At 60.0% G+C, this 14,562-nt stretch carries 11 protein-coding genes; 5 read left to right on the top strand and 6 right to left on the bottom strand.

All coding sequences use genetic code 11. From position 1 onward, the window contains the following. Positions 1-12: 12 nt before the first annotated feature. A complete protein-coding gene (gene ppdK / locus HUS57_RS01065) occupies positions 13-2,673 on the bottom strand; it encodes a pyruvate, phosphate dikinase (protein WP_173931078.1) in 2,661 nt (886 codons plus the stop codon). 191 nt (positions 2,674-2,864) lie between these two features. On the opposite strand from ppdK, the gene HUS57_RS01060 reads away from it, so the two are divergent. Then, positions 2,865-3,212 (top strand): VOC family protein, encoded by a 348-nt coding sequence (locus HUS57_RS01060; RefSeq protein WP_173931077.1) that lies wholly within the window; start codon positions 2,865-2,867, stop codon positions 3,210-3,212. An 868-nt stretch (positions 3,213-4,080) separates the two neighbouring features. Here HUS57_RS01060 and HUS57_RS01055 read toward each other — a convergent pair. From HUS57_RS01055 to HUS57_RS01040, 4 genes are all read right to left on the bottom strand, one after another. Continuing rightward, positions 4,081-4,503 carry a hypothetical protein gene (locus tag HUS57_RS01055; protein ID WP_173931076.1) on the bottom strand — a complete coding sequence of 141 codons (423 nt, stop codon included), beginning with the start codon at positions 4,501-4,503 and terminating at the stop codon, positions 4,081-4,083. 102 nt (positions 4,504-4,605) lie between these two features. Then, on the bottom strand, positions 4,606-7,242 hold the full coding sequence (locus HUS57_RS01050; RefSeq protein ID WP_173931075.1) for an AAA family ATPase: 2,637 nt from the start codon (positions 7,240-7,242) through the stop codon (positions 4,606-4,608). 51 nt (positions 7,243-7,293) lie between these two features. After that, positions 7,294-7,986, bottom strand: a complete 693-nt coding sequence (locus tag HUS57_RS01045) for a DsbA family protein (protein WP_173931214.1) — start codon at positions 7,984-7,986, stop codon at positions 7,294-7,296. 102 nt (positions 7,987-8,088) lie between these two features. Further along, positions 8,089-8,607: a DciA family protein gene (locus HUS57_RS01040; RefSeq protein ID WP_173931074.1), complete on the bottom strand. Its 519-nt coding sequence runs from the start codon at positions 8,605-8,607 to the stop codon at positions 8,089-8,091. A 45-nt stretch (positions 8,608-8,652) separates the two neighbouring features. Here HUS57_RS01040 and mutY point away from each other — a divergent pair, with 45 nt between their 5' ends. The 3 genes from mutY to HUS57_RS01025 all read left to right on the top strand — a co-directional run bounded on the left by mutY (position 8,653) and on the right by HUS57_RS01025 (position 12,452). Then, on the top strand, positions 8,653-9,774 hold the full coding sequence (gene mutY, locus HUS57_RS01035) for an A/G-specific adenine glycosylase (protein WP_173931073.1): 1,122 nt from the start codon (positions 8,653-8,655) through the stop codon (positions 9,772-9,774). Then, entirely contained in the window at positions 9,771-10,388 is a 618-nt protein-coding gene (locus HUS57_RS01030; RefSeq protein ID WP_173931072.1) for an HAD family phosphatase, read from the top strand. The genes mutY and HUS57_RS01030 overlap by 4 nt, the downstream gene beginning before the upstream one ends. Positions 10,389-10,745: 357 nt before the next feature. Next, entirely contained in the window at positions 10,746-12,452 is a 1,707-nt protein-coding gene (locus HUS57_RS01025; protein WP_173931071.1) for a hypothetical protein, read from the top strand. A gap of 83 nt (positions 12,453-12,535) precedes the next feature. Here the strand turns inward: HUS57_RS01025 and HUS57_RS01020 are convergent, their stop codons facing one another. After that, positions 12,536-13,660: a site-specific DNA-methyltransferase gene (locus tag HUS57_RS01020; RefSeq protein ID WP_173931070.1), complete on the bottom strand. Its 1,125-nt coding sequence runs from the start codon at positions 13,658-13,660 to the stop codon at positions 12,536-12,538. Positions 13,661-13,855: 195 nt separating this feature from the next. On the opposite strand from HUS57_RS01020, the gene HUS57_RS01015 reads away from it, so the two are divergent. Next, a complete protein-coding gene (locus HUS57_RS01015) occupies positions 13,856-14,545 on the top strand; it encodes an HAD family hydrolase (protein ID WP_173931069.1) in 690 nt (229 codons plus the stop codon). Positions 14,546-14,562: the final 17 nt, after the last annotated feature.

Below are 14,562 nucleotides of genomic sequence, written 5' to 3'. Positions count from 1 at the left end.
GTGCGCTCAGCTTCATTTTCGGCAGGCGGCCTGTGCGGCTGCCAGCCGGGCTATGGGAACACGGAATGGCGAGCAGGAGACATAGTCCAGCCCCACCTCCTCGCAGAAGCTGATGGATGACGGGTCTCCGCCGTGCTCGCCGCAAATGCCCAGCTTGAGACCTTCGCGCGCAGCCCTTCCCTTCTCTGCTGCAATCCGCACAAGGGCGCCCACACCGTCGACGTCGATAGAGACGAAGGGGTCCTGATCGACTATTCCCTTGCGGCGGTATTCATCCAGAAAACTGGCGGCATCATCGCGCGAAATGCCGAAGGTCGTCTGCGTCAGGTCGTTGGTGCCGAAGGAAAAGAACTCTGCCCCTTCCGCGATTGCCCCCGCATTGAGCGCGGCACGCGGAAGCTCGATCATTGTGCCCACGAGATAGTCGATGCTGGCATTGCTTTCAGCGAGCACCTCCTTGGCTACTCCATCGATGATCCCTTTCACGAAATTCAGCTCCGCAGCCATGCCGACAAGCGGCACCATGATTTCCGGGACGACGGGAGCGCCGGTCTTCTTCGCAGCCTCAAGCGCCGCTTCAAAGATGGCGCGGGCCTGCATCTCGGCAATTTCCGGATAGGAAACGGCAAGTCGACAGCCACGGTGACCCAGCATGGGATTAAATTCATGCAAGCTTTCGGTGCGCTGCCGCAGGCGCTCTGGCTCAACTCCCATGGAAGCCGCAACCTCGGCAACCTCCTGCTCCGTCCTTGGCAGAAACTCGTGCAGCGGCGGGTCGAGGAGGCGGATCGTCACAGGCAGGCCTGCCATGATCTCGAACAGCTCGCGAAAATCCGTCCTTTGCATCGGCAGGAGCTTGGAGAGGGCCATCCGCCGCTGCTCCTGGGTGTCTGCCAGAATCATCTCTCGCATGGCAAGGATGCGCTCGTCATCAAAGAACATGTGCTCCGTGCGGCACAGGCCGATACCCTCCGCGCCGAAGGATCGCGCGGTGCGCGCATCCGCCGGAGTCTCAGCATTCGCACGCACCTTCATGCGCCGTGTATTGTCCGCCCATTCCATGATGGTGGAGAAATCGCCTGAAAGGGCAGGTTGAAGCATCGGTACCGTGCCCGCCAATACCTGGCCGGTGGAGCCGTCGATTGTGATCACTTCGCCGCGGCTGAATGTTCGCCCAAGGGCGGTCATGGTTCCGGCGCGGTAGTCGACACGCAACGTTCCCGCGCCGGATACGCAGGGCTTGCCCATGCCACGGGCGACGACGGCCGCATGGCTCGTCATGCCCCCCCGCGTCGTGAGGATGCCTTCCGCGGCGTGCATGCCGTGAATATCTTCCGGGCTCGTCTCCACCCGCACAAGGATGACCTTGGTACCGCGCGCGGCTGCCTCTTCCGCCTCCTCGGACGTAAAGACAATCTCGCCAGTCGCGGCGCCTGGTGAAGCAGGCAGACCAGTGGCGACCAGGTCGCGCTCGGCGTTCGGATCGATCGTTGGATGAAGAAGCTGGTCAAGCGCTGCCGGGTCGATGCGGCAAAGCGCTTCCTCCCGGGAGATAAGCCCCTCATTTGCCATCTCGACCGCGATCTTGAGCGCGGCCTTCGTGGTGCGCTTGCCCGATCGCGTTTGCAGCATCCAGAGCTTTCCTCGCTCGATGGTGAACTCAAGATCCTGCATATCGCGATAGTGGCTCTCGAGTTTCTCAGCGATCTGAGCAAAGGCGGCGAAAGCCTCCGGCATCAGCTTTTCAAGCGACGGCTTGTCGGAGCCTGCCTGTCGCCGAGCCGTCTCCGTGAGGTTCTGCGGCGTGCGGATGCCCGCCACCACGTCCTCTCCCTGAGCGTTGACGAGGAACTCGCCGAAAAGCTCCTTCTCCCCGGTAGCGGGATTACGCGTGAAGGCGACACCGGTGGCAGAGGTCTCGCCCATATTGCCAAACACCATCGCCTGAACATTCACCGCCGTCCCCCAGCTTTCGGGAATGTCGTGAAGGCGGCGGTAGGTGATGGCCCGCGGATTCATCCAGCTCGAAAAGACGGCTCCTATAGCGCCCCAAAGCTGCGCCTGCGGGTCCTGCGGGAAAGGCTCCCCCAGCTCGCAGTCCACGCGTTGCTTATAGAGTGCAACAACCTCCTGCCAGTCCTCCGCCGTGAACTCCGTGTCGTAATCGTAGCCCCGACTGGCCTTCTCGTCCGAAAGAATCTCTTCAAACATTTCATGATCGAGGCCCAGCACCACATTGCTGTACATCTGGATAAAGCGCCGATAGCTGTCCTGGGCAAAGCGCGCGTCTTTCGCTTCGGCAGCGAGCGCCTCCACTGTCTCGTCATTAAGGCCAAGATTGAGAACCGTGTCCATCATCCCGGGCATGGAAGCCCGGGCACCGGAGCGTACGGAGACAAGCAGCAGGCGTTCGGGATCTCCAAAACGCCGGCCAACCTTGCGGCCTACTTCGTCAAGCGCCGCATTCACCTGCTCTTCCAGTTCCAGCGGATAGCTGCGGCCGTTGGCGTAATAGTGGGTGCAAACGTCGGTGGTGATGGTAAAGCCCGGCGGCACAGGCAAGCCAAGATTGCACATCTCCGCGAGATTGGCTCCCTTACCTCCGAGCAAATTCTTGTCTGACGCGCTGCCTTCGGCGCGACCATCTCCAAAACTGTAGACCCACTTGGCCATGCTATCCCCATAGGATTACCACGAAGCCGCTCAGGCTCCCTCTCATCGAGCGATAAGGGGCGCATTAGCGGATGGCAAGACTGGCCATAGCTGCAGTACCAACTCAATCGATTTGGATAGGCCGATCTCGCTTGACGTTACAAGGCGCAGGCGGCAGTATAAGAACATATCAGGAACACGGAGAGAGTCGAATGCGGGAGACCGGAAAACTCGACTATATCGAAATGCCGGCACCCAATAGCTCGCTGGACAGCGTCAAGGCTTTTTATGCAAACGCCTTTTCATGGACCTTCACCGATTATGGGCCAAGCTATTCTGCCTTTAGCGAAGGAGTGGACGGCGGCTTTGACGGCTCGCCTAGCGGAGGGGTGCAGAAGCCATTGCTCGTTCTCTACTCCAGCGAGCTGGAAGAGACCATGCAACGTGTGACGGATGCGGGCGGGCTGATCGTGAGGCCAATCTTCTCCTTCCCCGGAGGGAGACGCTTCCATTTCACGGACCCAGCGGGGAACGAGCTGGCGGTCTGGAGCGACAGATAGAAGAATGCAAATAGCGCCGCCTCATGCTGACCGAAAATATGAGACTGCTGCTGCAGCAGGCGGCAATGTGCCAGCCGATATGCCACGCCACCTCACTCCTATATCTCAGCACATTTCGTAGCTGAATGAAGGCGGGCGCCAGCGGCGCGGTCCTGTATCTTGACCTCGCCTTCGCTAGATCATCGGCTTGAAAATCCTGAATCAAGGGGTCACTTTGGGTCTGGTTTGGGTTCACCTGATTGAAGGTGGATCATGGGCAAGAGCTGTTCGCGGATCGTCGCGATGATGCCGCAACTGGCGGACTGGCAGGCAGCGACGCATGATGCGGGCCGATCCGGCCGGGTTGTCCCGGTCCCGCTGCTGCCGCGGCTACACCCATAAAAGAGCCCTGATGGCGCCGGAACACGCGTGCGCGGCGGTGCGCACTTTGGCGCCTGTGGATCACGCTGCGCCAGCCGAGGATGCGGGTCGAACCACCCCATCGTCGATCTTTGTGGACGAGACATCGGTCAACGCGAGCGGGGCGTGCAAGGCTCCTGGCCAGCGCCCCTTCGCTCATTGGAAAACGCAGACCTTCCCTGTTCCTGCCGCCCCTAAACCCCCGACCTCAACCCCATCGGAACAGCCTTGCCAAGCTCAAGGCACACCCGCGCCGCTGCAGCCAGAACTTTCAATGGCCTCTGGAGAGCCACGGAAACATCTGCACCCTCTTCAAGAAAACCGGATGCTGGAATTATCTCAAGAAAGCTGGCTACGCGTCCCGTTAAATGGGCGTTGCTCAAGATCTTTTCATGGAAGCGCATGAATGATCTAAATTCTCGTTCTTGAATTCCGTACGAAGCCGGCATCCACTTTTACTGGAGTTCCTCTAGTCGTCCGCCAGCTTCGGAAGCCTTGCCAGCATGCGCCGCAGACCACCCGTGGCCAGAGCGACGTCAGGCGAGTTCTGAAGGGCGATCAGGTAGCGCAGGCGGAAAGAAGCATCCTCCCCGCCGCCCGTCCTGTCCTCTCCCAGAATGCGTGAGACTTTTTCGCGGAAGGGAAGAAGATCTTCAGTAGTCGAAATATCCCCCTGCGCCATCCTCTCGTCCAATTGCAGAATGAGCTGAGCTAGCGGATTGGTCCAAGCGAAACGCGGGTCGCCAATAACCGCAAACAGCCTTGAGTAGGGATTTTCGAGCGACGGATCGCCACCTGCCTCCGCCTCGATAAGCGCCCGGTGAAATGCCTTCAGCGCTCCCGACAGATCGCGGGCCAGGTCCTGAACTGAATCGGTGGGATGATAGGCCATTTCGACGCTCCGTGACGTTTTGGCGGCGGCCGGCTCACACTCCCGTGAGTCAAGAAGAGCGGTATGCTAACGTTTTGGCGGGCCTTTGGCTCCAACGCCTAGTCAGCTTGCCTCGCGTATGCGCTCCGCCGTTTCGAGGTCTACCGAGACGAGCTGGCTCACGCCCTGCTCCGCCATCGTAACGCCGAACAGCCGATTCATGCGCGCCATGGTGATAGGATTGTGCGTGATGATGATGAAGCGCGTCTCCGTCGAGTTCGCCATTTCCTCCATAAGATTGCAGAATCGCTCCACATTGTGGTCGTCAAGCGGTGCGTCCACCTCGTCCAGAACACAGATCGGGGCTGGGTTGGTCAGGAACACGGCGAAGATCAGGGCGGTGGCGGTCAATGCTTGCTCTCCGCCCGAAAGCAGCGTCATCGTCTGTGGCCGCTTCCCCGGTGGACGGGCAACAATTTCCAGTCCGGCCTCAAGCGGGTCCTCCGATTCGATGAGTTGCAAGTCCGCCGCGCCGCCTCCGAAAAGATGGGTGAAAAGCCGCTTGAAATGCCCGTTCACGACCTCGAAAGCGGAAAGCAGCCGCTCACGGCCTTCACGGTTCAAGTTCTGGATCGCCTGGCGCAGCTTACGGATTGCCTCGATGATGTCCTCGCGTTCCGAAATTATCGTATCCAACCTTCCGGCGAGCTCGTTCTGCTCCTCTTCCGCGCGCAGGTTGACCGCACCCAGCCTCTCGCGTTCGATCTTCAGCCGTTCCAGGCGTCGCTCCACCTCCCCCATGTCTGGCAGGGGGTCGTCCGGGGCAAGGCCCGTATGCCTAATGACGAGATGAGGAGGGATGTTGAGCGCCTCCTGAATGCGGGCCTCCACCTCCTTGCGGCGCTCTTCGGCGGCCACCTGCCGCTCCTCAGCGCGAACACGGCTCTCGCGAGCGGTCGCAAGTTCCTGCACGGCATCTGTGGCGCGCTTGTCCAGCTCTCTTTGCTTGTTCTCCGCTTCCTGGAGCCGTTCGGATGCCTCCTTACGCAGGGTCTCAGCCTGCGCGATCTGTCCGAGGAGGGCACGAACCTGTGCTTCTATCTGCTCTGGCGCGTCATTAAGTTTCTCAAGCTCCGCAGCAGCTTCCGCGCGGCGCTCGGCAAGAGACGCAATGTGGCGGTCAGCATTCTCGGCGCGCAGCTTCCAGCTCTTGCGTTCCTCCGAAATCGCCGTAAGACGCTGCCGGCGCACCAGCGCCTCGCGCTTAAGCCCCTCATGAGCAGCTCGCACCTCTGCCGCCCTTGCTCGCGCTGCCGCCACTTCAGCGCTAAGGGCGCTTAGCTGCCCTTCCAGTGCGGCAATCTCCGGTGCGGCAACGAGGGCCGCCTCCGCTTCACCTACCGCGTTGACGGCATCATTGTGCTCTTCGGCAAGACGCCTGCGAGATTCTTCAAGCGCCGCTCGCCGGCTCGCAAGCTCGCCGCCGGCCTTTTCCGCCGCCTCAAGCTGCCGCGCCAGGCGGTCGCGTCGCTCCACGCCCTCGCGCACCGCACGCTGCGCCTGTCCCCGCAATGCCGCGGCCTCGGCCTTGCGCGCCGTCAGCGCCGCCAGTGCAGCTTCCTTTTTCACAAGCTCCGCGTCAACTTTCTCCACCATGGCGCCAAGCTCGGTATCGCGGCTGTCACTGCCGGCCTCGGCTTCATGAAGGGCGGCCTCCTCCGCCTCGAGCCTTGCCAGCACCTCGGCATTGTCGCCAACCAGTTTCTCCTCGCGGGCGATGTCGTTGTCGAACTGTTCAACCCTTTTGTGCAACTCGACGAGACGCTCGCGCACGCGGCGCGCATCCTCTTCGACCTGACCGCGGGCAATGTTGAGCCGCTGCAGGGTGCCGGCGGCAGAAGCTTCCGCCTCCCGCAACTCCGGCAGACGCCGCACAGCAATAGCCTGTTCCTTGGCGGCCTCCATCTGGGCGTTGGCACGCCCTGCGACGAGCGACATTGCCTGTGATAGCGCAGAGGCAGCCTCCGCCTCCTGCTCCTTCGCGTGGCTCCAGCGCAGATGCAGTAATATTGCCTCCGCCTTGCGGATCTCGGCAGAAAGATTCTTGAAGCGGGTCGCCTGCCGGGCCTGCCGTCTCAGGTTTTCTATCTGCGTCTCGAGCTCACGCACGACGTCGTCAAGCCGCTCCAGATTCTGCTCTGCCGCGCGAAGCCGTAGCTCCGCCTCGTGGCGGCGTGAATGCAGACCGGAAATGCCGGCCGCCTCTTCCAGCAAAGCCCGGCGCGCCTGCGGCTTGGCCTGGATAAGCTCTCCGATGCGCCCCTGCCCCACCATAGACGGCGAGCGTGCGCCCGTTGATTGATCGGCGAAAAGAAGCTGCACATCGCGCGCACGGGCCTCCTTGCCGTTGATACGGTAGACGGAACCAGCCTCCCGCTCGATCCGGCGCGAGACCTGCAACTCATCCGCATCATTGAACGCAGGAGGCGCAGTGCGACCAGAATTGTCGAGGAAAAGCGTTACCTCAGCGGTGTTGCGAGCGGGCCGCGTGGCAGAGCCGGAGAAGATGACGTCATCCATCCCCGACGCGCGCATGTTCTTGTACGAGCTTTCGCCCATGACCCAGCGCAAGGCTTCGACAAGATTGGACTTGCCGCAGCCATTCGGCCCGACCACCCCCGTAAGCCCGGGCTCGATGACGAACTCGCCCGCGTCGACGAAGGACTTGAAGCCGACAATGCGAAGCTTGGTGAACTTCATGTGCGCGCCTTTCGGCGCACACATGGACAGGCACTTGCCCCGGTGGGTCCCTTAAAGGAGGGGATCGATAATCGCCGACATCTCCTCAATCGACATCGCTCCCGCATATTTCCGCCCGTTGATGAAGAAGGTGGGCGTCGAATCCACGCCAAACTCCGCACCCCTGGCACGCACGGCCCTCACATCATCGAGAAGTTCCTGGTTAGTCAAGCAAGCCTCAAAGGACTCCTGTGAAAAACCTGCCAGTTTCGAAATATTAAACAGTGCGGTGCGAGCATCCTGGGCAGTTGCCCAATTGCTTTGCTGCTGAAACAGCACGTCGACCATCGGGAAATATTTGCCCTCCGCACAGCGGGCGAGCATGAATCCCGCTTCGGCTCGGGGATCGAAGGGAAACTCGCGCAGGATGTATTGTACCTTGCCCGTGTCGATATACTGCTCTTTCAGCGCCGGGAAGGTCCCGGTGTGAAAGTTGGCGCAATGGCTGCAGGTCATCGAGGCATATTCGACAATAGTCACCGGCGCATCTTCGTCGCCCATCGCCATTTCCGGCAGCGGTCCGGCTTCGAGCAACCGCTCCATGTTGACGGAACCGGAAGACTGCGGCGCATTCGCGGAGCCGCTAGCCGTGCTGCCCTGGGCGTTGGCCGCGCTCGGGCCATTGTCACATGCCGCCAGCAGAGACAAGGCCGGTATAGCGGCCATCGTGGTTAGAAAGCGCCTGCGCGAGGTTGAACCAGTCATGCGAATCATCGAAGCTCCTGCCAATTCTACATCTTCGCCAAAGATATCCTGTCAATTAAGGCATAGGGCGATCCTGGCCAAACGCCAAATGCCGCAGACCACTCACGAATCCGCGAGCGGGCGCTGCTTGCGCTTGGCAAGGACGGTGGCTCCGAGCCGCTCCAGGCTTGCCCGCAATCCTTCATCTTCAATACCTTCTGTCAGCCGTTGCAGCCGTCCCTGCTCTGCCTCCGAGACGGGAGGCAGAGGAGCACGCCGCACAGGATTGCCAGTGCCAACGGGCTTCTGGACGATCTTCACCCGACCGATCGCGGTAAAGCCCATGAAGGCATTGACCCGCGCAATGATCTCCGACGTCTCGTGCTGAACGTGAAGGGCCGCCGCTCCCTCGCATGCGATGATCAGCGTCGCCGGTTCAAACGGATCATCCTCGTGGCGTCTGCGTGGCCATGCAATCTTCTGCGGGCGCGTGCTGCCCGCCAGGCGTTCTCCCACCACCTCAGCCCAGGATTGGACGAGGTCCATCGACAGCCCGCCGCGCCGGCGCAGCACAGGATCAAGCAGTTCCATAGCTAGATCGCTGACCGGAATGGGATTGTGCCAGCGAGCGTTCCCTGTCATGTGGGTCTCCACGTTCGTGGCTAAGCTAGCGGAAATCGGCGCTCGATGACACAGATAATGCAAGTAGATGGCGCTGAGGGGAAAGGGACGCTCACAGCGGCGCTTCTGGCCTGGTACGACCGCCACCATCGACGCCTACCCTGGCGTGTGGCACCGGCCGAACAGCGCCGGGGTCTTCGGCCCGACCCCTACCGCGTCTGGCTGTCGGAGGTCATGTTGCAGCAGACGACCGTGGCCGCAGTCGGCCCCTACTTCACCCGCTTCATCGAGCGTTGGCCGACGATCGAAGCGCTTGCCGTGGCGTCAAACGAAGACATCATGCAGGCCTGGGCCGGCCTTGGCTACTATTCCCGTGCCCGCAACCTGAAGAAATGCGCCGAGGAAGTGCTCAGCCGGCACGGCGGGTCCTTCCCGGCTACTGAAGCGGAATTGAAGACGCTGCCAGGCATCGGCGACTATACCGCAGCCGCGATCGCCGCCATCGCCTACGGACGTCCGGCCGCTGTTGTCGATGGCAATGTGGAACGCGTTGTAACGCGCCTGCGCGCCATCCGAACGCCCCTCCCGGCTGCAAAACCCGAGATCAGGCGAAGTGTCCGCACCCTGGTGCCGGACGAGCGCCCCGGCGACTTCGCACAGGCGATGATGGATCTTGGTGCCACTATCTGTACGCCGCGCCAGCCATCCTGCGCTCTGTGTCCCATCGCTGATGGCTGCGCCGCCCGCGCACTGGGCATGCAGGAAACCATTCCCCTCAAGGCACCGAAACCCAAAAGGCCGTCCCGCCTCGGAGCCGCATTCGTTGTCCTGCGGGCGGACGGCGCGATCCTGCTGCGTCGCCGGCCCGAGAAGGGCCTCCTCGGCGGGATGAGCGAGGTGCCGACGAGCGCGTGGACGGCACGCAAGGACGGGGGCAGCGATGTTACGGCCGCTCCCTTTCCCGCAGAGTGGAAACGCTGCGGCACAATCACCCATGTCTTCACCCATTTTTCGCTTCGCCTTGCAGTCTACCGTGCAACGGTGAGCGCTATGCGTGCGCCTGAGGGCTGGTGGTGGTCCACACCCGCGCAACTGCGAAGGGAAGCCCTGCCCACGGTGATGAAGAAGGTCATCGAGGCGGCTGTAGAAGGCGCGCTGAAGGAACCGCAGGGAGCGGCAGAAACATGAGCACGGTGAAACACATCGTCTTTGACATCGGCAAGGTGCTGATTCACTACGATCCTGAGATCCCTTTTGCGCGGCTTATTCCCGACGAGGAGGAGCGGCGCTGGTTTCTCACCCATGTCTGCACTCACGAATGGAATCTGGAACAGGACCGCGGAAGAGCCTGGGCTGACGCGGAAGCGGAACTGGTTGCCCGCTATCCCTCCCACGAGGTGAATATCCGTGCCTTCAGGCAGTATTGGCACGAAATGGTTTCCCACGCCTACGAAGATACGGTGGCGATAATGGAAGCGTTGATCGATGCCGGCCATGACGTGACAATGCTCACCAATTTCGCTGCTGATACGTTCTTGGCCGCCCGCAAGCGTTTTCCCTTCCTCAACCGCGCCCGGGGCGTGACGGTGTCCGGCGAAGTGCGCCTCATCAAGCCGGACCGCGCAATCTACGAGCATCACAGCGCCACGTTCGGATTGGAGCCTGCCGCAACACTGTTTATTGACGATGCTTTGTTGAATGTCGCCGGAGCGCGGGCGGCGGGCTGGCAGGCCCTTCAGTTCGTTGATGCGGAGACGCTACGGTCGGATCTGGAGCGGCTCGGATTGGCACCTTGGCGATAAGTCGCGGTGCGGCAACATACCGTAATAGCAGCACAACTAACGGCCGGCTTATCAACAATTTCATCTATAGCTACTAGCCCAAAACCTGGCGCAGCGCTCTCCGGCATTTATTTATGTATTTCTGTCATTTTACTTAACAATGACAAAATATGAAATTTGAATGCCTTGATTTCTTCTAAGCGTGTACTCTTCCGTAGGCAGATATTGTAAAAATTTTGAGTAAAATCGATGAAACCATCAACATCCCTTTCTCAACACTCACCTACGTCGTCCGCACCGCTCCTGCAGGAGCACGTTTCTTACCGGCCAAGCGCTCGCACCCGCACTTCCCCACCCACGGCAGAACGCGGCCCGGTGATGCCGGCTGACCTCGATTTTCGGCCTGTCTACCAGGATACCGTTGAATCCTGCGATCCGACGTGGGGCGAGCGTGCGACCGGCGCCGTCCGTGAGAAATTGCGGCTGGCCGGCATGATCTGCGAATCGTTTGTAGATACTGCACGCCATGTTGGCTCCCAATGGCAGGTTTCGATCCCGCAGACGTTCACCAGTACCAAGGAGTTTCTGGGGAACAAGTACTACCAGTACACTGATGCCAATAAGCGCCCATACGCGATCGCAGATGAGAAACGGATTCTCTACAATATAGCCTTTGACAGTCTAAAAGACCTCGACCCCATCTTGGTCAACAGCGGCGATCAGACCAATGTCCCACACGCCGAACTTGAGGGTCTGAACAGCAGCTTGCCGGCCGTCAAAGACACATTCCACGATTTCGTTCAATTGCGGAAGAAGGAGAAGGACGATCCCGGCAAAGCCCTTCTCGCTCTTCTTGTTTCGCCTAGCCGCGATACATATCAATCCGAGATTATTAAGCAGTACGTGTACCCGACACTGCTTTCGGTGATCGCGACGGGCGCTTCACAGTACCTCTGGTCGCAGCTCATGGCGTCCGCATTCGACACGTTGCCGCAAGGCATGAAGGATGCCATCATAGAAGAGGTTCTAGGCAAGGATGCCATTGGTGACGAGCATGCACTGTCCAAAGCGATCGGAGAGGTGCCGGAGCGCTTCATTGACGGTTTGGACGGCAGCATTGACAAGAAGCTTGCGGAGGAAGTGCTTTCATTAAGCGGCCTGAGCGCCGAAGGACGGAAATGCATCGAGAGAGTTATCGCAGCAATAGACAGCATTTCTCATCCGTCGAGCACCTTTCTCAACGAGGTTAATGCCACTCCCGCGGAATCTTACGGCGTACAGGGAACCGTTGCGGCAGTAGGCCAGCCTGCCGGAACCTACTTCACCAGGAATATCTCACAGCTTAAAGGGGCTGCGGGATTGGTAGCAAAGGGGGCTGCGACATGGGCGGTGACCCTGATCGCAGGTAGTTTAGCCCATCTACTAACAAGGCTGGCGCACGGCAAGGGTGAGGCATTCGGCCGGGAGTTTGTCCTTAATTCCACTTTTTCGCTGATCAACTCGATCGGCGAACCCTTTATTCAGGAGGGACTTCGCAGATGCTGCAAAAACCATGAAACCGCGGAAAAAATCTCCAGAGTATTGATTCTGGCCAGCCTGAGGTGGTTGCTGAAATGTGTAAAAATGACGGTGGCACTCCACTGGAATGGTGCAAGCGTCGACTCGCTGGGCGGAGGATGGGCAGCTGTGGTACGAAATGCCGGTTCAACAGCAGTGCCGACTGTCCTCAAGGCAATTGGACAGGAGGGGCTTGATCGCTGGTATGATTACAGCAAGACAAACTCTGGGGATTATCGCTTTTCATCACAAGTTGCCAAGACGGCCGAGGCGGTCGATGGTCTGATTGGAGCGCTGCAACTGAAACTGTCGCAAAATGACCTTCAGCCAGAGCAGGAGGAGGCGTTTAAACGGGCGCTGGCAATTTTGGACGATTGTAAAAGAGTGAAAGAGTGGACTGATAACTGGAATCCCGACCCACAGGCCATATCCACGGAAGATCTTTACCAAGCACGCGACCGCGGGGTCGAACAATATGCCGAGCGGGCAAAGTCATCGGCCTTGGCCGCATATAGCATCGAACAATAGGCGCGGGGAGTTCCGTATTTGAGGCCACTGGCGAAGCAATAAGCGGTTGACGGCGGGTACATAGAAGAGCGAGCGCCGCAGACCTATGCCCCCACGCTCTCCAGACTCCGACGCGCTATACGGCGCAACTCGTCGATCGGCTTCAGAGCACCGTCTTCCTCGAAATGCCAGAAGGTCCAGCCGTTGCAGGCGTCGAGCCCCTGAACGCGCGCGCCCAGACGGTGGATCGAACCCGTCTCCTGGCCGATGGCGATTGTGCCATCGGCCTTCACGTCCGCCGTCCAGCGCCGCGCCCTGTCGAACAGCCTTGTGCCGGGCTTCACGATCCCTGAATCGACGAGGCTGACAAAGGCCACGCGCGGCTCGCTGCGCTTGGCCGCCATCGGCGTCAGACTTGCCTCGTCCAGAGGCTCAACCGCGGCGATTCTCGCCTCGGCCGCCGCTATGTAGCTCGCATCCCGCTCGATCCCGACGAAATGACGTCCGAGGCGTTTGGCCACTGCGCCGGTTGTCCCCGAGCCAAAGAATGGGTCAAGCACCACGTCCCCCGGCTGTGAGGAAGAAAGGAGCACGCGCGCAAGCAACGCCTCCGGCTTCTGTGTCGGATGCACTTTGCCGCCATCTGCGTTTCTCAGGCGTTCCTTTCCAGTGCAAATCGGAAACAGCCAGTCGGAACGCATCTGTAGATCGTCATTGGCTGCCTTCATGGCTTCGTAATTGAAGGTGTACCCTTTCGCCTCCCGGTCCCGCGAGGCCCAGATCAGGGTCTCATGGGCATTCTGGAAGCGCCGGCCGCGGAAATTGGGCATCGGGTTCGTCTTGCGCCAGATGATGTCGTTCAGGAACCAGAAGCCCAGATCCTGCATGATCGCGCCGACGCGAAAGATGTTGTGGTAGGAGCCGATGACCCAGATGGTGCCATTGGGTTTCAATACGCGGCGCGCAGCTAGAAGCCAGGCTCGGGTGAAGGCGTCATAAGCGGCAAAGCTTTCGAAGCGATCCCATTCGTCATCGACCGCATCAACCAGCGACTGGTCGGGCCGGTGCAGTGCTCCCTCAAGCTGGAGGTTGTAAGGCGGATCGGCAAAGATGAGATCAACCGACTTTTCGGGTAATCCCTCCATCGCCGCGATGCAGTCGCCTTTCAGGATCGAATCGAGCCATCCGGCTGCAGCACCCTCATCCTCCATACGACGCAACGCTGACATGCGGAACTCCTAACACCCACCATTAACCTGCTGTTATGGTTATCGAAAATGGTAAAGATTTCCGTAAGACCTACATAAAGGGGCAAGAATGACGGTGCCGCCCATATATCAAGGGTGAGGCATGGCGCCCGGTTGCAACAATGCGGGCGTGGCGGCTATTGCCCCAACAATGGCTATTTCCAAAGGTTAATCTTAATGTCCCAACCCGATCTGATTATCTTCGATTGCGATGGTGTCCTGGTAGATTCGGAGATCGTTGCCGCCCGAGTCGAAGCCGAGATGCTGCGCAAGGCGGGCTATGAGATAACACCGGAGGAACTTGCAGAGCGCTATGCCGGCCTGACTTTTCGCGACATCCTGATGAGGATCGAGACTGAAGCGCAGATGCTCTTCCAGGCATCTCTGATCGACCAGGCCGAGGCAAGGGTGGATGCGCGGCTTAAAGCGGAGGTCAAACCCATCGAGGGGGCAGCGCGGGCAGTTGCCTCGATTGACATGGAAAAATGCGTCTGCTCCAATTCAGGCAGCGAACGCATTGCGGCAATGCTGGCCAAGACCGGGCTGGCGCAATTCTTCGAAGGCCGCATTTTCTCCTCACGGGACACACCCAGCAAACGCCCCAAGCCTGCGCCGGATGTATTTCTTCATGCGTCCAAAACCATGGGTGCTGAGCCCAAACGGACGATCGTCATCGAGGATTCGGTCCACGGCATTGCCGGCGCCCGGGCAGCAGGTATGCGCGTCATTGGCTTCACCGGTGCATCGCACACTCACCCCGGCCACGCATCCATGCTGATGGAAGCGGGCGCGGAAACGACCATTCACCGCATGGCTGACCTTAATGCGGTGATCTCAGCCCTTTCCGAATGGTCCGACGACGGCTAAGGGCCAGGGGAACTGCC

Source organism: Chelativorans sp. Marseille-P2723 (assembly GCF_902809845.1).
GTDB lineage: Bacteria > Pseudomonadota > Alphaproteobacteria > Rhizobiales > Rhizobiaceae > Chelativorans.
The sequence above is the reverse complement of the archived record's forward strand: the minus strand, read 5'-3'. Positions and strand labels throughout refer to the sequence as shown.

Bases quoted from the DNA above. Each gene is read 5' to 3' on its own strand.
- ppdK (WP_173931078.1), bottom strand. From the start codon at position 2,673: ATGGCCAAGTGGGTCTACAGTTTTGGAGATGGTCGCGCCGAAGGCAGC.
- HUS57_RS01060 (WP_173931077.1), top strand. From the start codon at position 2,865: ATGCGGGAGACCGGAAAACTCGACTATATCGAAATGCCGGCACCCAAT.
- HUS57_RS01055 (WP_173931076.1), bottom strand. From the start codon at position 4,503: ATGGCCTATCATCCCACCGATTCAGTTCAGGACCTGGCCCGCGATCTG.
- HUS57_RS01050 (WP_173931075.1), bottom strand. From the start codon at position 7,242: ATGAAGTTCACCAAGCTTCGCATTGTCGGCTTCAAGTCCTTCGTCGAC.
- HUS57_RS01045 (WP_173931214.1), bottom strand. From the start codon at position 7,986: ATGACTGGTTCAACCTCGCGCAGGCGCTTTCTAACCACGATGGCCGCT.
- HUS57_RS01040 (WP_173931074.1), bottom strand. From the start codon at position 8,607: ATGACAGGGAACGCTCGCTGGCACAATCCCATTCCGGTCAGCGATCTA.
- mutY (WP_173931073.1), top strand. From the start codon at position 8,653: ATGACACAGATAATGCAAGTAGATGGCGCTGAGGGGAAAGGGACGCTC.
- HUS57_RS01030 (WP_173931072.1), top strand. From the start codon at position 9,771: ATGAGCACGGTGAAACACATCGTCTTTGACATCGGCAAGGTGCTGATT.
- HUS57_RS01025 (WP_173931071.1), top strand. From the start codon at position 10,746: ATGCCGGCTGACCTCGATTTTCGGCCTGTCTACCAGGATACCGTTGAA.
- HUS57_RS01020 (WP_173931070.1), bottom strand. From the start codon at position 13,660: ATGTCAGCGTTGCGTCGTATGGAGGATGAGGGTGCTGCAGCCGGATGG.
- HUS57_RS01015 (WP_173931069.1), top strand. From the start codon at position 13,856: ATGTCCCAACCCGATCTGATTATCTTCGATTGCGATGGTGTCCTGGTA.